We start from the raw sequence: 18,913 nt of genomic DNA, 5'->3' as shown, positions 1-18,913 counted from the left end.
CGTCTCCAGATTCGGTAAAGGTCGATCAATGCAGTTCGGTGGACGTGGGGCCCGTGCGCGGGTCGGAACCCGTCGCGGCGACATCCTCCGCGCTGGCCTGAGGGGCCTCGTCGCTCAGGTCGCGGGCCAACGCGACGTCGGCCACGGCACCCTCGAGGAACAGCAATCCGGTCCAGATGTTCATTTCCCACTCCCAGGCCGATTTGGCCTATCTCTTGAAGTGAGGTGTAATCTACGGACTTGCAGACCACTGAAAAAGCGACGATTCTGCAAGCCAGCCTTGAAGGAGATTCAACATGAGTCGGCCTCCCTTGCATGCCCTGCAGGGCTTCGTGATCGCCGCCCGCGCCGGCAACCTGTCGCGCGCAGCCGAGGCGCTGCACCTCACCGTGAGTGCGCTCAGCCATCAGATCCGCGGGTTGGAAGAGCGCATCGGCCAGCGCCTGTTCGTGCGCGTGGCGCGCGGCGTCGAGCTCACCGCCGATGGCCAATGCCTGTTCGACCGGGTATCGCCGCATTTCGATGCGATCGAACAGGCACTGCAGCCGTACCGCGCGCGCCGCGACGATGTGTTGACCATCACCCTGATGCCGTCGTTCGCCTCGAGCTGGCTGGTGCCGCGATTGCCGCGCTTCCTCGCCGCGCATCCGCAGATCGAGATCAACCTGCAGTCGACGGTCAACAAGGTCGACTTTGAACGCCAGACCGACATCGACGCGGGCCTGCGCTACGGCCCCGGCACTTGGCCGGGATTGTGCGCAGTGCACCTGTTCGACGACTGGGTGGCGCCGACGGTGAGCCCGGAGCTGCTGCAACGGCTCGGGCATCCGACCCTGGAAACACTCGGCGACTTCCCCTTGCTGGGCGCGCCGGGTGGACGCTGGAGCGACTGGTTCGAGCACTTCGGCGGCACCGCGCCCAAGCGCTTCGTCGCCAACTTCGACGACTCCGAAACGCTGCACCGCGCCGCGGTGGAAGGCCTCGGCATCGCCCTCGGCCGCCTGACCCTGACACGGCCGATGGTGGAGGCGGGGCGACTGGTCACCCTGTTCGAGGAGCGGCTGCAGGCCGAGTTCTCGCATTACCTGGTGTTTCCCGAACGCTCCGAGCGCCATCGCGGTCTGCAGGCATTCCGCGACTGGCTGCTGCAGGAAGCGCAGGACTACGCGGCCTCGGCGGAATGCGTGCTTGCGCGCGCGAAGGGGAAAGGGCCGCGCAAGGCCGCGGTCTCCAAGCCGGCGGTGCGCAAATCCGGCACGGCTTGAGTGCGTCGCTTGCCTGGAATCGGTGCGGACAAGGGATGCGATGGCGATCATCGCGTCCTTGGGGGTAGGCTGCGCCCACTTTCCGCATGGAGCTCCGCATGAAACGCCTGTTGCTCGCCGCCCTGATCCCGGCCGCACTCGTCGCCTTCACGACCGCAACCCCGGCCGCTGGCGCCGAAGTCCACGCCGCCACCGCCAAGCCCGCGGCGTCTGCCGACATGGCCGGCATCGACGCCGCGCTCGCCGGCAGCTGGCGCGACGCGAAGAACAGCGCGCGCGACCAGTACCGCCACCCGCGCGAAACGCTGGCGTTCTTCGGCGTCGGTGCCCACGACACCGTCATCGAGATCACGCCCGGCGGCGGCTGGTACACCGAAGTGCTCGCGCCCTACCTGCGCGATGGCGGCCACTACGTCGCCGCGGTATGGGACGACGCAATCCCCGGCCAGCCCGGCTACCGCTACAACCTCAACAAGACGCTGCGCGCGAAGATCGCCGGCAACCCGGCGGTGTACGGCACGCCCGACGTGCGCGTGTTCGATCCGAAGGCGCCGGTATTCGGCCCGGCCGGCTCCGCCGACACCGTCCTGACCTTCCGCAACGCCCACAACTGGGTGGCCGACGGCAATGCCGATGCCTACTTCAAGGCGTTCTTCGACGTACTCAAGCCGGGCGGCACGCTTGGCGTGGTCGACCACCGCGCCAAGGCCGGTGCGGACCTGGAAACGATGAAGAAGTCGGGTTACCTGACCGAGGCGCTGGTGATCGGCTATGCGACCAAGGCCGGCTTCGTGCTCGAGGCGAAAAGCGAGGTCAACGCCAATCCCAAAGACACCACCGACCATCCCAATGGCGTGTGGACGCTGCCGCCGAACAACAACCACGATGCCGCCGACGATGCCAAGTACAAGGCCATCGGTGAGAGCGATCGCATGACGCTGCGCTTTCGCAAGCCGCGCCGCGACTGACTCCAGTTGCGATGGAATTCGTGCCGTCGCAACGGCTGGGGACAGTCAAGCGACGGCGCTTTTCCAAAATCAAAGATGCTCATCGCCTTCAACAAACCCTATGGCGTGCTGTGCCAGTTCACCGACAACAGTGCGCCAGCAGCGGGCAAGCCGGCGCGGCGCACGTTGGCCGGATTCGACCTGCCGGCCGGCGTGTACGCCGCCGGCCGGCTCGACTTCGACAGCGAGGGGCTGCTCCTGCTCACCGATGACGGCGCGCTGGCGCACCGCCTGACCGATCCGAAGCACAAGCAGCCCAAGACCTATTGGGTGCAGGTCGAGGGCGACCCGAGCGCGGAGCAGCTGGACGCGTTGCGCCGTGGTGTCGAACTCAATGACGGCCGCACGCGTCCCGCTCAGTGCCGGCGCATGGAGGCGCCCACGCTATGGCCGCGCGACCCGCCGGTGCGCTTCCGCAAGACCGTGCCCGATGCCTGGCTGGAACTGGGCATCGGCGAGGGCCGCAACCGCCAGGTGCGGCGCATGACCGCGGCGGTCGGGTTGCCGACGCTGCGGCTGGTGCGGGTGGCCATCGGCCCGCACCGGCTCGATGACCTGGCGCCGGGCGCCTGGCGGCGAATACACGGCCTTCACGAGAGGTGACGAATCTTTCCTGACTCGTTCATATAACTGACTGCGACGACTCCGGGCGTTCTGCTACTTTCAAGGGCCGGTTCCATCGGCGCGTGAAGGCTCGGAGGCTTTCGCCATCCCATGAATCCCGTCGCCCAACACGGCCGCATCCTTGTCGTCGACGACCAGCCGGTCAACCTGCGCGTGGTTACCAGCCTGCTGGAACGGCAGGGCTACGAGGTTGTCGGGGCCGGCAATGGCGATGAAGCGCTGGCGCGTTATCGCGAAACCGCACCGGATCTGGTCCTGCTCGACATGATCATGCCCGGCATGGACGGGTTCGATGTACTCAAGGCGCTGCAGACGTTGCCTCCGCCGGTGGCGCCGGTGGTGTTCGTCACCGCCGCGCAGGATCGCGACATGCTGTTGCGCGCGTTCGACGCGGGCGTGGTCGATTACGTGACCAAACCATTCCTGCCCGAAGAACTGCTGGCGCGCGTGAATACCCACATGGGTTTGAAACTGGCGCGCGACCGCCTCGCGCGCGTCGCGTCCGAGCGGGAAGAACTGGTGAACCTGGTCGCGCACGACCTCAAGAATCCGCTGAGCAGCGTGCTGTTCGCGAGCGAGCTGCTGCTCAGCGATAACTGCAAACCCGAGCGCGTGCCGCACTACTTCACCCTGATCCGCGAAAGCGCGCAGGATGCGCTGGGGTACATCCGCGAATACCTGGAGTCGCGCGAGGGCGCAGCAGCGCCGCGTACCGGCGCCAGCGCGGGCCTCGCCGATGCGCTCGACTGGCTGCTGCGGCGCTACAGCATGCAACTGGATGCGCGCGGCATCCCCGTGGTCACGGTGCCGCCGCCGGCGGGGGCGCGCGTGGCGATCGACGAACGCGTGCTGCGCCAGGTCGCCGAAAACCTCGTCTCCAACGCGCTCAAGTACGCGCCAGGCTGCGAACTCACCCTGGCCGTGCGCGCCGGCGCACCGGGCTACTGGCAGCTGATCGTCGCCGATCGCGGTCCCGGCATTCCGGCGGCGCAACAACGCCTGTTGTTCAAGCCGTTCACGCGACTGCAGGACGGCAACGACGGCATCTCGTCCGGCCTGGGCCTGGCGCTGGCCAAGCAGATCATCGCCAAGGCTGGCGGCCAGCTCTGGTACGAGACGCGCGAAGGCGGTGGCGCGAAGTTCGTGATCGAACTGCCGGAAGCGACCAGCTGCGTACCCGCGATGCCGGTCGCAGCGGGCAAATGAGCTCCTGCCGGCCTTTGCCGGCGTCCACCGCAACCTGCCACTTCATCGCTTCGCGCGTTTCGCCGCCGGCTCAGGTATCCGCCGACCTCTCCGTGCTGGCGCGCGATGCGCGTCCACCCGCGCTCGCCGGCCGCGTGCGTTTCGCGCCATTGCCGCGGCGCGCATCGACGCGCCGCGCGTTGCCTTCGATCGCCTCGCGTTCGCTATTGCCCTGCTCCGCGCGCTTGGCGCGCTGGCGCGCCGCGAACCAGAGCACGCCTGCGCCCGCGACCGCGGCCGCGACCAGCACCGGATTGCGGCGGGCGAACTTGCCCGCCACGCGCGCGCCGGTCTTGAGCACACCCAGCTTCGCGCCCGCTTCCAGGAGATGACCGGCCTTGGGCAGGACCTGGCGGACGTTGTCGCCCATGGAGCCCGCCAGTTCCAGCGCACGCTCGGAAATCGATTCAATCCTGTTCATGGTGCCCTCGGCGGCGCGTTCGAAAACAGACCATCAGTATCCGCGTGGATTCGTGGAATCGGCGTGAGCGGTTGCCGCAGGCGCGATCAGCGCCGATCATCGGCGGCAATCTCCTGCATCGCGGCCCGCCATGATCCGCCTCCTGTCCCAAGTACTGAATGCCGGCGAACTCCAGGCTGTGCGCGAGCTGCTGCCCCAGGTGGGATTCGGCGACGGACGCATCACCAACCAGTCGTCGCAAGTGAAACGCAACCTGCAGGCCTCGCAGGAGGACCCGGTCAACGCCCGCATCGCGCAACTCGCGCGCGATGCATTGGCCCGTCATCCCGACCTGCGCATCCACGCGATGCCGCGCACGATGGCGCGCGCCACGGTGGTGCGCTACGAGCCGGGCATGACTTACGGCTGGCACGTGGACGAGGCGCTGTTTCCGTCCACGCCGCCCATGCGCAGCGACTTGTCGTGCACCATCTTCCTCAACGACCCGACCGAATACGACGGCGGCGAACTCATGATCCAGCTCGGCGCGCAGGAGCTGGCCTACAAGCTCAATGCCGGCGACGCGATCCTGTATCCGTCCACGACCATCCACCAGGTGGCGCCGGTCACGCGCGGCGTGCGCATCGCCGCGATTACCTGGCTGCACAGCTGGATCGCGGACGCGAGCCAGCGCGAACTGCTGTCGCAGCTCGACGAAGCCCGCGCGATCGCGGTGCGCGGCGCCGCCCCGGGCGATCCGCGCCTGCAGGTGCTGCTGGAATCGCTGAAGACCAACCTGTTCCGGATGTGGGCCGACACCTGAGGGCCGTCGCGCTAGACGCGATGTCCTAGACGGCGATGTCCTGGAGCAGCGCCTGCAGCTGCGGGTGCCGCCGCGCGTGGTCCGCGACCCAGTCCGCGCCCTCCTGCACTTCGTCCGCATGGCGTTGCAGCGACAGCGCCAGGTCGTGGGCGCGATCATCGCGGCCGTAACCGTGGTCCTGCGCCTTGGCATAGCGATGCCAGGCAGGTGACGCCAGCGCGTCGGCGACGCCGGCCGGATCCAGGGCGAGGTGCGCGGCAATGGCATGCAGCTCCGCTTCCGGCTGCGCGAGCAGGCGTTCGAAGTCGACGCGTAACGCACGCCGTGGATGCGCGCGGGTGATGGCATCGAAGCGGATGCGTTCGGCCAGCCAGCCCATCGCGCACTGCTGCGGCAGCGACAGCGCATGCAGCAGCACGCCGTCGCCGAAGCCGCGCCAGTGCAGTTCGTGCAAGCGTTCGGCCGCCGCACTGGCGGCATCGCGCACCGAATCGGGCGACTTCAGCAGCGTGGCGAGATAGGGGCGCAACGGCATGTCGAGCAGCACCGCGCGCGCTGGCGGCCGCGCCTCCAGCAACGGCGCGATCAGGCCGTTGCAGCCACTGGTGGCCTTGACCACGCTGCGGCCGTGGCCAGCGAACGGACGCGACCAGGCATCCCACAACGCGTGCAGCACGCGCGGCGCTTCGGCCGGCGACAGCCGCGATTCGGGCGCGTGCAACCGCGGCCAGGCTTCGGCCAGGGTCCGCAACGGCAAGGGCTCGCGCAGGCCCTGCACCTGCGGCCAGCTTTCGAGCAGGCGGCTGAGCAGGGTCGAGCCGCAGTGGCCGATGTGGAAGATGGCATCGGCGCAGGCCGCGGGCGCGGGCGCGGGCGCCTGCGTCAGCAGCGCGTCGAGCGGCACCCAGCCGCCATCGGCGCGTGCTGGCAGCGCGCGTTCGTCGAGGAAAGCGGCGTCATGCCGCTGCGCCGGCGTCAGTCGTACCAGCAGCACGCGGCGCGCGACGAGGTCGAGCTTGAACGGCAGGAATTCAGGGTCGGTGAGCGGCGTCATGCGCGCAGTGTAGACATGCGGTCGATGTAGTCACGTCCCGCGTGGCTTCGCGCGGTGCGTCGCCGTCGCACTCCATGGATCGTCGGGCCACGGATGCCGCGGATAGCGGCCCTTCATTTCCTTCTTCACCTCCGGATAGGTGCGGTCCCAGAAGCTGCGCAGGTCGCGGGTGATCTGTAGCGGCTTGCCGCCGGGCGAGAGCAGGTGCAGCGTCAGCGGCACGCGACCCTCGGCGATGCGTGGCGTATCCGCCAGCCCGAACAGTTCCTGCAGCTTCACCGCGAGCACCGGCGCTTCCGGCGTGCCTTCGCCGTCGGCGCCGCTGGCGTCGAAGCCGTAGCCGATGTGCCGTTCCAGACCGGAGGGCACGACGATCCGCGTCGGCGCGAGCGCATCGATCTTCTGCCGCAGCGCCCACTCGACACCCGACTTCAGCGCCTCACCGAGGGCCTGTTCGTCGAGGGCGTCGAGGCGGGTCTTGCCGCTCAATGCCGGTTTGAGCCAGGCATCGAGCGTCGCCAGCAACGCGGCGTCGGAGAGGTCGGGCAGCGAGTCGGCGAGTTCCGGCATCCACGCCCGCAGGCAGCGCACGCGCGCACGCCATTGCTGCAATGCTTCGGTCCACGGCAATGCCGTAAGGCCGAGCTGGCGCACCGCATCGACCAGTGCGTCGGCATAGCGCGACGGGTCCGGCTTCGCCAGCGCTTTGCTTTCGAGGACGATGCGGTCGAAACGGGTTTCGCGCACGGCCGCTATCCCGCGCAGGCTCGCATCCCAGACCACGCGATCCTCGCGGGTAAAACGCTGCGGGAAATCGCGGTGCAGCCGCGCCTCGTCCAATGGCGCCGCGCGCAGCACGCGCGCGTCGCGGGCCTCGTCGCGCAGTTCGCTGATGACGATCCACGGCTCGCCGTACAGCATGCTGTCGTCGTACAGCCGGGCGCTGCGGCCATTGGCGAGCTGGTAACGGTAGGGTTCGGACGGGTGTTGCCTGGCGATGCGATCGGGGTACGCGTGCAGCAGCACGTCGCCGATCGCGTGCGCGGGCAGGTCCGCCCGCGGCGGGGCGTCGACACGGAGGCGGCGGCGCCACTGCTTCGCCGCCTGGTCGAGCGCGGCCAGCGCCGAACGCGACGCATCGGCCGTCACGCGCCCGTGGCGAAACGCGGCGAGCGCCTGCCAACGTTCGGCCAGCGCATCGCTGCGTCCGCCTCCGCTGCGTGCCAGCAGGGGATCGCGCGCTTCGATCAACGCTGCCAGATCGCAGGCCAGGGCGCGTTCGTTCGTGTCCGTCGGCGCCAGCAGCATCGCGGCCAGGCGCGGATGCGTGCCGAGCGTGAGCATGCGCCGGCCCAGGGGCGTGATCGCGTCGCGATCGAGCGCACCCAGGCGATGCAGCAGTTCGCGCGCGGCCGCCAATGCGCCCGCGGGTGGCGCGTCGACGAAGCGCAGCCCGGCATCGCCCCACGCGGCGAGTTCCAACGCCAGGCCGGCCAGTTCGACGTGGGCGATCTCGGCACGGCGTTGCGCCTCCAGGCGCTGCGATTCGGGCCATAGCCGGTACGCGAATCCCTCGGCGACGCGGCCGGCGCGGCCGGCGCGCTGGTCGGCGGAGGCCTGCGCGATGTTGACGACATCCAGGCGAGCGAAGCCGCTGTTGGGGTCGTAGCGCGGCTCGCGCGCGAGGCCGCTGTCGATCACCACGCGCACGCCCGGCAGGGTGACGCTGGATTCGGCGACGTTGGTCGCGAGCACGACGCGGCGATGGCCGTCGGGATCCGGCTGCAGCACGCGCGACTGCTGCTCGACCGGCAACTCGCCGTGCAGCTGCAGCACGTCGGCACGACGCGCGGTGTCGCCGGCGGCGAGCGCGGCGTCGGTGCGCGCGATCTCGCGCTGCCCCGGCAGGAACGCGAGCACGTCGCCAGGGTGCGCGGCCAGCGCGTGTTCGATCGCGCGCCTGACGTGGTGTTCGAGCTTTTCCTCGCGCCGGGCGGCGAAGTGCGCAACCGTCACCGGATGGCTGCGCCCGGCGCTGCTCAGCCGCGGCGCATCGAGGAAAGCGGCCAGGCGCTCGCCGTCCAGCGTCGCCGACATCACCACGATGCGCAGGTCCTCGCGCAGCGCGGCCTGCACGTCGAGCGCGAGGGCGAGGCCCAGGTCGGCGGACAGATGGCGTTCGTGGAATTCATCGAACAGCAGCGCGCCGATGCCATCCAGGGTCGGATCATCCTGGATCAGGCGGGTGAGGATGCCTTCGGTGACGACCTCGATCCGCGTCGCCGCCGACACCCGGTTCTCGAAGCGGATGCGGTAGCCGACGGTGCCGCCGACGTCCTCGCCGCGCTGTTTCGCCATGAACTGCGCGGCCGCGCGCGCCGCCACCCGGCGCGGCTCGAGCATCACGATCTTCCTGCCTGCGAGCCACGGCGCGTCCAGCAGCGCAGGCGGCACCTGCGTGGTCTTGCCGGCGCCGGGCGGCGCCTCGAGCACCAGGCGCGGATGCGCCGCCAGCGATTCGCGGATCCGCGGCAGCAGTTCGTCGATGGGGAAGGCGGCACGGTTCACCCGCACAGTCTAATCGGCACGCTCCGGTAAACTTCGCCGATGCAACTGATCGACATCGGCGCCAATCTCACCCACGACTCCTTCGATCCCGACCGCGACGCGGTGCTGCAGCGTGCGCGCGACGCCGGCATCGTGCAGATGGTGGTCACCGGCGCCAGCCGCGAGCATTCCCCGCAGGCGCTCAAGCTGGCCCAGCGCCATCCCGGCGAGCTGTTCGCCACCGCCGGCGTGCACCCGCACCACGCCAGCGAATACACCGCCGAATGCGACGCGGAGATGCGCGCGCTGCACGCGCATGCCGAGGTGGTGGCGGTGGGCGAATGCGGGCTCGACTATTTCCGCGACTTCTCGCCGCGCCCGTCGCAGCGGCGCGCGTTCGAACTGCAGCTGCAGATCGCCGTGGAAACAAAGAAGCCGCTGTTCCTGCACCAGCGCGACGCGCACGCCGATTTCATGGCGATGATGCGCAACTTCGAGGGCCGCCTCGGCCCGGCGGTGGTGCATTGCTTCACCGGCACGCGCGCGGAGCTGTTCGACTACCTCGACCAGGACTGGCACATCGGCATCACCGGCTGGCTGTGCGACGAGCGCCGTGGCCAGCACCTGCGCGAGCTGGTGCCGCATATCCCCGCCGACCGCCTGATGATCGAGACCGATGCTCCGTACCTGCTGCCGCGCACGGTGAAGCCGGCGCCGTCGCATCGGCGCAACGAGCCCTTCTATCTCGCTCACATCGTCGAGGAGCTGGCGCGCGACCGCGGCGAAAGCATCGAAGTCACCGCGGCGAATACCACAGCCACTGCGCGCGCGTTCTTCCGCCTGCCGGCCCCGCCGGCGGCGTAGCCTGGCTCGAGCTCGCTGTCCGGAAGCGCCGCCGGGAGCGTTGTGTCAGCGGCCACCCTGTGCGTGCATGGCCGTCACGACCGCCACTCCGGAATCCGGGCGGGTGAACACCACCTGCACCTGGTCGGCTCCGCGACGACAGGCGCGGCTACCCGCGATGACGATGCGGTGCTGCACATGCGCGACAGGGTCGAACACGCTGATGCCGTTGTAATGCGCGACCTCGCGCAGGGTCGGCCACGTCGCGTTCGCACAGTCGACCGTCACCACCGCGTGGGGCTGGGTGGTTTCGACCGGCCCGAGCGTACGCGGTTGCGATGGCGCACGATCCTGCGGTGGTGCCGCAGCGGCCGCCAGCGGTAGCGCCAGAACCAGGGAAAGCATTGCCATTGCGCTGTTCATTGTCTTCTCCCGAACGAACGCCGTGGCCGCCGAGCGGCACGGCGGTAACGCACGAATGGGTTGTCGCCTGACGCCGCTCCCTCAGCGCACGTGCCTCAGCGGATCGCGACGCGGCGATCGAGCGTGGGCGCGGTCGGTTCGATCACCAGCAGCAGCGTTCCACCATTGGCCTGGCAGCTACGCTGGACCCGGACCATGGTGCGGGACCGCATGTTGTAGGCGAGGGTGAAGTTGTCGATCGCGGCGAGGCGGGCGAAGTCCTGCTGGTTTGGCAGGTTGATGTGCGCGCAATCGATCTCGATGACTGCGGGTTTGGCCTCTTCGGCGAAAGCGGTCTGGGCGGCGGCCGCGAGAACCAGCAGCGGCAGGAGGATGGATGTCGTCTTCATTGCGCACTCCCGAATCGGCCTGTGCAATTGGGAATACGGGATTTTCGCGCCCGGATTACGCCGTGGGCCGCGTCGGCGCGGCGTTGGTTGCGCGCGACGCATTCATGCAAATGAAAACGGCCCGCGCAGGGCGGGCCGTTGGTCCATCACCGGGCAACCGGACTCAGCTGACGACGCCGCCACTGCGCTTGTCGCGGCTGAAGAAGCCCAGGACTTTCTTGAAGAACGCACTGACCACCAGCACCAGCGGAATCAGCAGCTTCTTCAGTCCCAGCAGCAGTGCGCCCAGCTTGGCGAACAGCCCCGCCTTCGCGGCGATGCCGCCGCCGATCAGCGCGGCGATGCCATAGGCGGCGACCTTGTCGGACGACTTGTCGTAGTCGGCATAGCGGGAGCCGGCATCGAACTCCACCATCGGCAGCAGCTGCTGCATGCCCGTCTTCACTTCCGCCAGTTCATCCATGCGCGCGACGGCGTTGAGGCTGAGGTAGCCGCGGCGGCCGAGCACGCGGATGTCGTAGTTGACGGTGCGGTGTTCGGACCCCTCGCCCTGCAGCTCCTTCGCCCAGTACAACTTCTTGCTGGCGGCGTCGTAGTGCGGCGGCTCGGCCCAACCAACCAGCGAGATCGCGGAATAGCCGGCTTCCTTGCGCGCTTCGTTCTCTTCCTTGTCCGCGTCCTTGAGGTCCTTCAGCATTTCGGCGTAGTCGATCTTCGCCGCTTCCTCGTCGGACACGTAACCGTCGTCGGAGTACGTCACCACCACCGCCCAGCCGGTGTCGTCGAGTACGCCACGGCCCTTGGGCACGATCATGCCGAGCACGCTGTCATCGGGCGGGTTGCCCCACAGCTGCTCGAGCACCTTGCGCGCGTCGGCGGCGCCGAGGTAATGGAAATTCTGGTCGAGATCGAAACGCGCCTTGGCCTCGTCGACCGCGACCTGGCCGTCGCGCCATTGGAAGCCGGCAACGATGGCGCGCGCTTCCTGTTCCTGTTTCGTTTGCGATTCCTGCGCCTGCGCGCCCATGGCCACGGCCAGCAGGCCGAGCAGCATCCACTTCAGCTTCATTGGTGTCCCTGGAGTTGGGCGTCCCCACGCCCTTGCCGCCAGTCTCGCAATCACGCGCCATGGCCGCAAGGCGTGTTTGTCGTGCACGGGAGGCGTGGCGGCAATGCCGCCACGCGCACGGTCAGCTGCGCAGCCCGACACCGCGCTTGAGCAGCCACAGCGCCAGCGCACTCAATCCCACGATGAAAGCCAGCATCAACACGAACGCCGTCCACATCGATACGTCGCTGATGCCGAGCAGGCCAAAGCGGAAGGCATTGACCATGTAGAACACGGGATTGAGGTGGGTCGCGGCCTCGGCCCAGGCCGGCAGCAGCTTCACCGAATAGAACACGCCGCCCAGGTAGGTCAGCGGCGTGAGGATGAAAGTCGGCACGATCGCGATGTCGTCGAACTTCTTCGCGTACACCGCGTTGACGAAACCGGCGAGCGAGAAGATGGTCGCGCCCATCAGCACCGTGGCGAGGGTGATGAACGGATGCGGCATGCTCACGCGGGTGAACAGCATCGAGATCGCCAGCACGATCGCGCCGACCATCAACCCGCGCAGCACCGCGCCGGTAACGTAGCCGCCGAGGATGACCCAGGTCGGCATCGGGCTGACCAGCAATTCCTCGACGTGGCGGCCGAACTTGGCGCCGAAGAAGCTCGAGGAGATGTTGCCGTAGCTGTTCTGGATCACGCTCATCATCACCAGGCCGGGGACGATGAAGTCCATGTAGCGGATGCCGTCCATTGCCTGGACCTGGCGCCCGATCAGGCCGCCGAAGATCATGAAATACAGGGTCATGGTGATCGCCGGCGGCACCAGGGTCTGGCCCCAGATGCGCAGGATGCGGGTGACCTCGCGGCGCACGATGGTGCCGTACGCGGTGAAGTTGCGCTGGGTCGTGGTGGCTTCGGCGAGCTGGTCGGCGGTCGAGTTCATGCGGACTGCTCCGGTTGCACCTGCACGCCGTTGACCGGCGGGCTCTTGTCCAGGTTCTCGCTGGTCAGGCGCACGAACAGTTCCTCCAGGCGGTTGCTCTTGGTGCGCATCGAGCGCACGCGGATGCCGGCATCGTTCAACGCGGCGAATACGCGGTTGAGGTCCATCGCGCGCGGCATCTCCACGTCGAGGGTGTGGTCATCGGTGGCATGCATGGTGGTGCCGGCGATCGCTGGCAGCGACGCTGGCAGCGTACCGTCGATGTCGAACAGGAAGCCCTCGACGTCGAGCTTGGCGAGCAGTGCCTTCATCGGCCCCTGTTCGACGATGCGGCCCTTGTCGATGATCGCCAGGTTTCGGCACAGGCTCTCGGCTTCCTCGAGATAATGCGTGGTGAGGATGATGGTGGTGCCGGCGGCGTTGATTTCCTTCAGCGTCTTCCACATGCCGCGGCGGATCTCGATGTCGACGCCCGCGGTGGGTTCGTCGAGGATCAGCAGGCGCGGCCGGGTCATCATCGCGCGCGCGATCATCAGGCGCCGCTTCATGCCGCCCGAGAGCGTGCGGCTCATCATCGCCGCCTTCTCCCACAGATGGGCGCGGCGCAGTTCCTCTTCGGCGCGCTCCAGCGCGACCTCGCGCGGCACGCCGAAGAAGCCGGCGTAGTTCACCAGGATGTCTAGCGGCTTCTCGAACATGTTGAAGTTGAGTTCCTGCGGCACCAGGCCGATCAGGCGCATCGCCTCGTCGCGCTGCTTCAGCAGGTCGGTGCCGAAGATCGACACCGAGCCGCTGCTGAGGTTGACCAGCGAGCTGACGATGCCGATCAGCGTCGACTTGCCGGCGCCGTTGGGGCCGAGCAGGGCGAAGAAGTCGCCGGGCTGCACGTCGAGGGAGACGCCCTTGAGGGCCTCGACCTTGGTGTCGTAGGTCTTGCGCAGGTCACGGACCGACAGCGCGGGGGCGGCCGTGGCCGCAAGGGATTCAGTCATGGGGGGCATTCGTGGAAGCGGTCCTGTCTCGTGCCCGGCGCCGCGAGCGGCGTGGCGATCCCCGGTAGTATAGGCGGCCCGGTGGCGGGGCCTTTCGCCACGCAGTGTTCCATTCGACCGGCAGAACCCTGCCCTTACCCAAGTAGCTGCCCGTGGCCATCCAGCATTTCCCGCTCAAGCTCGTCTCGCGCCGCATGCTGGCGCCCACCGTCGGCCACTACACGTTCGTGCGCGGCGATGACCAGCCGTTGGATTTCATCCCCGGCCAGTTCATCCAGGTGCACTTCGCCTACGCCGACGGCACGGCGACCAAGCGCAGCTATTCGCTGGCCACCATCCACGACCACGCGCTGGGTCCGGGCGAAGGCGTGGAGATCGCGGTGAGCTACGTGACCGGCGGCGCGGCGACGGCGCTGTTCGAGGGCCTGGACGAAGGCGCGACCGTCGACGCCAGCGGCCCGTTCGGTCGTTTCTGCCTGATGCCCTCCGACAGCAACAAGCGCTATCTGCTGATCGGCACCGGCACCGGCGTCACCCCCTACCGCGCGATGCTGCCGCAGCTGGAAACGCAGATCCGCCAGCGCGGCGTGCAGGTAGTGCTGCTGTTCGGTGCGCGCACGCCGGTCGAGCTGCTGTACGGCGACGAGTTCCGCGCCTTCGCCGACAAGCATCCGAACAACTTCCGCTTCGTGCCCTGCCTGTCGCGCGAGCTGCCCGCGGCCGATTCGGCGCACGCGCACAGCGACGTGCGCCATGGCTACGTGCAGCAGTTCCTCGCCGAATTCGCCCCGGATGCGGCGCACGACATCGCCTACCTGTGCGGCAACCCGAACATGGTCGATGCCTGCTTCGAGTCGCTCAAGGGCTATGGCCTGCCGGTTCCGCAGATCCGCCGCGAGAAGTACGTCAGCAGCAAGTAAGCGAGAAGTGCGTCCGCAGCAAGTAAGCGGCGGGCCCCTGCTAGAACGACGTCGCTAGCAAGCGGGCTGCGGATCGCGCGGCGCGCCAAACCTGCCATGCGTCACGTTTTCAGTTTCACCGGTCTCTGTCATCCTCGCGCGGTACCAGCGCACACCACAGGGACCCATGCGACTTCGAACAAGGATTCTGCCCGCCGCGCTCGCGGCGGCCACGCTGCTGGCTGGCTGCCAGCCCACCCCACCGGCCAGCGCCGCCGGCGACGCGTCCACCCGTCCGTACGGCCGCATCGCCTTCAGGCCATGCGTGCTCACCAGCGAGCAGGGCCTGCCGCCAGTAGAAGCGCAGTGCGCGAGCTTCCCGGTCGCGGAAAATCCCGCGCAGCCCAGCGGCCGCAGGATCGCGCTCAACATCGCGTGGCTGCCCGCCGACAACAAGGGCGGCGGCACGCCCGATCCGGTGTTCTTCCTCGCCGGCGGCCCCGGCCAGGCGGCGACGGACTATGCCAGCCCGATCGACATGGCGCTGAACGAGGTGCGCAGGCAGCGCGACATCGTGCTGATCGACCAGCGCGGCACCGGCAAGTCCAATCCGCTCGACTGCCGCGATGCCAAGGGTGCGCCGCTACCGCTGGATGACACTGCGGTGCCCGACGCAGCCGCGCTTTCGGCCTATGTCGGCCAATGCCTGAAGTCGTTGCAGGGCCGCGCGGATCCGCGCTTCTACACCACCGGGGAAGCCATCGCCGATCTCGACGCCGTGCGCGCCGCGCTGGGCGTGGAAAAAATCAACGTGATGGGCGGTTCCTACGGCACGCGCGTCGCCCAGCAGTACGCCATGCATTATCCGCAGCACACGCGCAGCGTCGTGCTCGACGGCGTCGCACCCAACCGGCTCGTGGTCGGTGGCGAATTCGCCCAGCGCCTCGACGAGGCACTGCGCAAGCAGGATGCGCAGTGCGCGAAGCTGCCGGCGTGCAAGGCACGCTTTGCCAGCGCCAGCGGTGGCGATCTGATCGCACGCCTGCATGCGCTGAAGGCACGGCTCGCCGCGACGCCGGTACAGGTGAGCTACCACGATCCCGACAGCAACGCGCTCAAGCAGGACACGCTGACCGCCGATACGCTGACCGGACTGGTGCATGGCGTGTCGTACGTGCCGCAGTTGAGTTCGCTGCTGCCGCTGGTGGTGAGCGAGGCCGAACAGGGCCGCTACGAATCACTGATGGCGATCGCCAAGGTGTGGAGCGGCCAGGTCGGCGACCAGCTCAACCGCGGCATGCAGTGGTCGGTGATCTGCGCCGAAGACGCGCCGCGCTACCAGCCTGATCCCGCCGATGCCGACACCGTGCTCGGTCCCGACATGGCGCGCATGTTCTTCGCCGCGTGCCCGCAGTGGCCGCGCGGGAAGGCGGCGGCCGACTTCACCGCGCCCTTCAAGTCCGATCTGCCGGTGCTGGTGATCTCGGGCGAACTCGATCCGGTGACGCCGCCGGTGTACGGCGAAGAAGTAGTGAAGAACCTCCGCCACGGACGCCATCTGGTGTTGCGTGGCCAGGGCCACGGCGGCATGGGCGTGGGCTGCATGCCCAAGCTGCTCGGTCGCTTCTTCGAGACCACCGATGCCAAGGCGCTCGATGCCACCTGCCTCGACAGCCTGAGCTACGTACCGCCGTTCACTTCCTTCAACGGCTGGGAGCCGTGAGCGGCCTGCGCCTGTCGGGCCTGCTCATCCAGGGATTGCCTACATGATCAACGCAAACGATTTGCACAAGAGTTTCAAGACGCGCACCGGCGTGGTGAATGCCGTGGATGGTGTCAGCTTCGCCGCGCGCGATGGCGAGATCACCGGCCTGCTCGGCCCCAATGGCGCCGGCAAGACCACCACGCTGCGCATGCTCTACACGCTGATGACGCCCGACCGCGGCAGCGTCAGCGTCGACGGCATGGACGCGGCGCGCGAACCCGAAGCCGTGCGCCGCGCACTGGGCGTATTGCCGGACGCGCGCGGCGTCTACAAGCGCCTGACCGCGCGCGAGAACATCGCCTACTTCGGCGAACTGCACGGCATGTCGAAGGCGGACATCGCCAGCCGCACGCAGGTGTTGTCGAAGGCGCTCGACATGGGCGACATCCTCGATCGCCAGACCGAGGGTTTCTCGCAAGGCCAGCGCACCAAGACCGCGATCGCGCGCGCCCTGGTGCACGACCCGAAGAACGTGATCCTCGACGAGCCGACCAACGGCCTCGACGTCATGACCACGCGCGCCATGCGTGCGTTCCTGCAACAGCTCAAGGCGGAGGGTCGCTGCGTGATCTTCTCCAGCCACATCATGCAGGAGGTCGCGGCGCTGTGTGACCGCATCGTGATCATCGCCAAGGGCCAGGTCGTCGCCGCGGGCAGCGCCGACGAGCTGCGTGCGAAGTTCGGTGAGAGCAACCTGGAAGACGCCTTCGTCAGGGCCATCGGTTCGGAAGAGGGCCTGCACGCATGAAGACCCAGAAGAAGACCGGCTTCATGACCACCATGGTTGCGGTCATGCGCAAGGAACTGCGCGACATCTCGCGCGACCGTCGCACCCTGATGCTCGCGCTGCTGCTCGGTCCGCTGCTGTATCCGGTGCTGATGCTCGGCGTCGGCAAGATGGCCGAGAGCCGCACCAAGACCGAACTGGACAAGGTGCTGGAAGTTCCGGTGATCGGCGCCGAGCGTGCGCCCAACCTCGTGGCGTTCCTCGCTACGCGCGGGATCAAGGCGGTCGCGCCGCCGCGCGATCTCGATGCGGCGATCTCGAACCAGACGGTCGACGTCGCGTTGAGCATCGATGCCGACTACGCCACGCACTGGCGCGATGGCGGCACGGCCAAGATCGAGATCGTCGCCGACAGCACGCGCAAGGCCGCCGACATCCCGATGGCGCGCCTGCGTTCCGCGCTCGAGTCCTATAGCGGCCAGGTGGGCAGCCTGCGCCTGCTCGCGCGCGGCATCGACCCGGGCATCACCAAGCCGCTGAGCATCGGCAACCGCGATCTCGCCTCGGCCGAGGCCAAGCGCGGCGCGTTTGCCGCCGCGCTGCTGCCGTACCTGCTGATCCTGACCTCGTTCCTTGGAGGCGCTTACCTGATCATGGACGCGACCGCAGGCGAGCGCGAACGGCAATCGCTGGAACCGCTGCTGGCCACGCCCTCGGCGCGCAGCTCGATCGTCAGCGGCAAGATCGCCGCGGCATGCACGATGGGCGTCGCCTCGCTGCTGCTGACGCTGCTGGCATTCAAGCTCAGCGCACAGTTCGCCAGCAATGCCGGGCAGACGATCGATGTCGGCTTCATGGCGATGGGCAAGATGCTGCTGGTGCTGCTGCCGATGCTGTTCATCGGCACCTCGCTGCTCACCTACCTGTCGGCGGCGGCGAAGAGCATGAAGGAAGCGCAGAGCCACATGATGTGGCTGATGCTGATGCCGATGGTCCCGACGATCATGCTGATGGTGAATCCACTGAAGGAGCAGTCGTGGCAGTACACGGTGCCCTTCCTCGCGCAGAACCAGATGCTGCTGAAGGTGATCCGCGCGGAGTTCATCCCGATGCAGGTCTGGGGCATCTACCTAGCCGCCGGCTTCGGGCTGGCGGCGGTGCTGTGGTTCGCGGCGGTACGGCGTTATCACCAGGAGCGGTTGGCTATTTCGGGGTGAGCGTCGCGATGGTCAAACAAAAAAGCCCGGCATCGCGCCGGGCTTTTTTTTCGAGCCGCTTATTCGGTGCAAGCCATGGGCGCACCCGCGGCCAGCAGACGCGCATTGGCCAGCACCAGTTGGAAGATCGGATAAGGCCACATTTCGAAAGAGCCGCCTCCTGCGACCACGGGACAGCTGGACGTCTTGAACAGACTATCGGCGTCCAGCGGCATCATGCCCATGTCGAACTTGAGCGGCCTGGCGAACGGGTTGGTGAGTGACAGCATCATTCCGCCGTTCTGGTCCTGTGTGAGCGTCGCGGTGATGGTCTTGTCCGGATGGGCAATGGCGTCGACCGCCTTCAGCTTGACCAAGCGGTCTCCGGCGACGTCCGCTTCCACGTAGACGGTCTGGCCTGCCACCACGGTTATTCCCATCTCCTGGACGACGCCCGGGAAGACAGCGAACGTCTGGGCGTAGGTTTTTCCGTCCTTCTGCTTCAACACCACATGGAGATTGCGTTGGCACACGGTGTGTTCGCACATCTCCCGTTCGATGTCTTCCTGCGAAGACGATGCTGTGTTGGCTTCGCCTGCATGGGCCGCCATCGCCCACGCCAGCGGCAACGTGGCAAGCGCGATGACCTTCCTATGGGTAGTCTGAAAACCCGTCATGTCACTCCTTTCCCTGGCGTTGGGCCTGATGACAAAAAAG

The 18,913-nt window shown here is 67.8% G+C and carries 20 protein-coding genes; 10 read left to right on the top strand and 10 right to left on the bottom strand.

Annotation, left to right across the window (positions count from 1 at the left end; genetic code table 11):
• Nucleotides 1-25 precede the first annotated feature (25 nt).
• Complete coding sequence (locus ACYVGE_RS12645; RefSeq protein ID WP_460730386.1) at nucleotides 26-184, bottom strand: hypothetical protein; 159 nt, start codon at nucleotides 182-184, stop codon at nucleotides 26-28.
• A 112-nt stretch (nucleotides 185-296) separates the two neighbouring features.
• On the opposite strand from ACYVGE_RS12645, the gene ACYVGE_RS12640 reads away from it, so the two are divergent.
• The 4 genes from ACYVGE_RS12640 (at nucleotide 297) to ACYVGE_RS12625 (ending at nucleotide 4,102) form a co-directional block, all read left to right on the top strand.
• Nucleotides 297-1,265 carry a LysR substrate-binding domain-containing protein gene (locus tag ACYVGE_RS12640; RefSeq protein WP_460730384.1) on the top strand — a complete coding sequence of 323 codons (969 nt, stop codon included), beginning with the start codon at nucleotides 297-299 and terminating at the stop codon, nucleotides 1,263-1,265.
• Between the two features lie 98 nt (nucleotides 1,266-1,363).
• Nucleotides 1,364-2,233: a class I SAM-dependent methyltransferase gene (locus ACYVGE_RS12635; RefSeq protein WP_460730382.1), complete on the top strand. Its 870-nt coding sequence runs from the start codon at nucleotides 1,364-1,366 to the stop codon at nucleotides 2,231-2,233.
• Between the two features lie 75 nt (nucleotides 2,234-2,308).
• Complete coding sequence (locus tag ACYVGE_RS12630) at nucleotides 2,309-2,875, top strand: pseudouridine synthase (protein ID WP_460730380.1); 567 nt, start codon at nucleotides 2,309-2,311, stop codon at nucleotides 2,873-2,875.
• 111 nt (nucleotides 2,876-2,986) lie between these two features.
• Entirely contained in the window at nucleotides 2,987-4,102 is a 1,116-nt protein-coding gene (locus ACYVGE_RS12625) for a hybrid sensor histidine kinase/response regulator (protein WP_460730378.1), read from the top strand.
• Nucleotides 4,103-4,172: 70 nt separating this feature from the next.
• Here the strand turns inward: ACYVGE_RS12625 and ACYVGE_RS12620 are convergent, their stop codons facing one another.
• Nucleotides 4,173-4,562, bottom strand: a complete 390-nt coding sequence (locus ACYVGE_RS12620; protein WP_460730376.1) for a hypothetical protein — start codon at nucleotides 4,560-4,562, stop codon at nucleotides 4,173-4,175.
• 130 nt (nucleotides 4,563-4,692) lie between these two features.
• On the opposite strand from ACYVGE_RS12620, the gene ACYVGE_RS12615 reads away from it, so the two are divergent.
• Nucleotides 4,693-5,364: a Fe2+-dependent dioxygenase gene (locus ACYVGE_RS12615; protein WP_310054926.1), complete on the top strand. Its 672-nt coding sequence runs from the start codon at nucleotides 4,693-4,695 to the stop codon at nucleotides 5,362-5,364.
• 25 nt (nucleotides 5,365-5,389) lie between these two features.
• Here the strand turns inward: ACYVGE_RS12615 and ACYVGE_RS12610 are convergent, their stop codons facing one another.
• Entirely contained in the window at nucleotides 5,390-6,418 is a 1,029-nt protein-coding gene (locus ACYVGE_RS12610) for a hypothetical protein (protein WP_460730374.1), read from the bottom strand.
• 30 nt (nucleotides 6,419-6,448) lie between these two features.
• Complete coding sequence (gene hrpB, locus ACYVGE_RS12605; RefSeq protein ID WP_460730372.1) at nucleotides 6,449-8,986, bottom strand: ATP-dependent helicase HrpB; 2,538 nt, start codon at nucleotides 8,984-8,986, stop codon at nucleotides 6,449-6,451.
• Nucleotides 8,987-9,025: 39 nt separating this feature from the next.
• On the opposite strand from hrpB, the gene ACYVGE_RS12600 reads away from it, so the two are divergent.
• Complete coding sequence (locus ACYVGE_RS12600; RefSeq protein WP_460730370.1) at nucleotides 9,026-9,829, top strand: TatD family hydrolase; 804 nt, start codon at nucleotides 9,026-9,028, stop codon at nucleotides 9,827-9,829.
• A 45-nt stretch (nucleotides 9,830-9,874) separates the two neighbouring features.
• Here the strand turns inward: ACYVGE_RS12600 and ACYVGE_RS12595 are convergent, their stop codons facing one another.
• From ACYVGE_RS12595 to ACYVGE_RS12575, 5 genes are all read right to left on the bottom strand, one after another.
• Nucleotides 9,875-10,219 carry a hypothetical protein gene (locus tag ACYVGE_RS12595; protein ID WP_460730368.1) on the bottom strand — a complete coding sequence of 115 codons (345 nt, stop codon included), beginning with the start codon at nucleotides 10,217-10,219 and terminating at the stop codon, nucleotides 9,875-9,877.
• Nucleotides 10,220-10,326: 107 nt separating this feature from the next.
• Nucleotides 10,327-10,620 carry a hypothetical protein gene (locus tag ACYVGE_RS12590; RefSeq protein ID WP_460730366.1) on the bottom strand — a complete coding sequence of 98 codons (294 nt, stop codon included), beginning with the start codon at nucleotides 10,618-10,620 and terminating at the stop codon, nucleotides 10,327-10,329.
• 163 nt (nucleotides 10,621-10,783) lie between these two features.
• Entirely contained in the window at nucleotides 10,784-11,647 is an 864-nt protein-coding gene (locus tag ACYVGE_RS12585) for a DUF2167 domain-containing protein (protein WP_460730581.1), read from the bottom strand.
• A gap of 163 nt (nucleotides 11,648-11,810) precedes the next feature.
• Nucleotides 11,811-12,617: an ABC transporter permease gene (locus ACYVGE_RS12580; RefSeq protein ID WP_457097107.1), complete on the bottom strand. Its 807-nt coding sequence runs from the start codon at nucleotides 12,615-12,617 to the stop codon at nucleotides 11,811-11,813.
• Nucleotides 12,614-13,609 carry an ABC transporter ATP-binding protein gene (locus tag ACYVGE_RS12575; RefSeq protein ID WP_460730363.1) on the bottom strand — a complete coding sequence of 332 codons (996 nt, stop codon included), beginning with the start codon at nucleotides 13,607-13,609 and terminating at the stop codon, nucleotides 12,614-12,616. Before ACYVGE_RS12575 ends, ACYVGE_RS12580 begins: the two co-directional genes overlap by 4 nt.
• A gap of 152 nt (nucleotides 13,610-13,761) precedes the next feature.
• Here ACYVGE_RS12575 and ACYVGE_RS12570 point away from each other — a divergent pair, with 152 nt between their 5' ends.
• From ACYVGE_RS12570 to ACYVGE_RS12555, 4 genes are all read left to right on the top strand, one after another.
• Nucleotides 13,762-14,529 (top strand): ferredoxin--NADP reductase, encoded by a 768-nt coding sequence (locus tag ACYVGE_RS12570; protein WP_460730360.1) that lies wholly within the window; start codon nucleotides 13,762-13,764, stop codon nucleotides 14,527-14,529.
• 166 nt (nucleotides 14,530-14,695) lie between these two features.
• Nucleotides 14,696-16,231 carry an alpha/beta fold hydrolase gene (locus ACYVGE_RS12565; RefSeq protein WP_460730358.1) on the top strand — a complete coding sequence of 512 codons (1,536 nt, stop codon included), beginning with the start codon at nucleotides 14,696-14,698 and terminating at the stop codon, nucleotides 16,229-16,231.
• Between the two features lie 43 nt (nucleotides 16,232-16,274).
• On the top strand, nucleotides 16,275-17,021 hold the full coding sequence (locus tag ACYVGE_RS12560) for an ABC transporter ATP-binding protein (RefSeq protein WP_460730356.1): 747 nt from the start codon (nucleotides 16,275-16,277) through the stop codon (nucleotides 17,019-17,021).
• 23 nt (nucleotides 17,022-17,044) lie between these two features.
• The gene (locus tag ACYVGE_RS12555; RefSeq protein ID WP_460730580.1) at nucleotides 17,045-18,217 is read left to right on the top strand and encodes an ABC transporter permease; all 1,173 of its coding nucleotides are present in this window, start codon (nucleotides 17,045-17,047) and stop codon (nucleotides 18,215-18,217) included.
• 59 nt (nucleotides 18,218-18,276) lie between these two features.
• Here the strand turns inward: ACYVGE_RS12555 and ACYVGE_RS12550 are convergent, their stop codons facing one another.
• Nucleotides 18,277-18,873, bottom strand: coding sequence for a hypothetical protein (locus ACYVGE_RS12550; RefSeq protein WP_460730354.1), 597 nt, complete (start codon nucleotides 18,871-18,873; stop codon nucleotides 18,277-18,279).
• Nucleotides 18,874-18,913 lie beyond the last annotated feature (40 nt).

It is taken from the genome of Lysobacter rhizosphaerae, from assembly GCF_054779795.1.
This window is presented reverse-complemented; position numbering and strand designations above follow the sequence as displayed.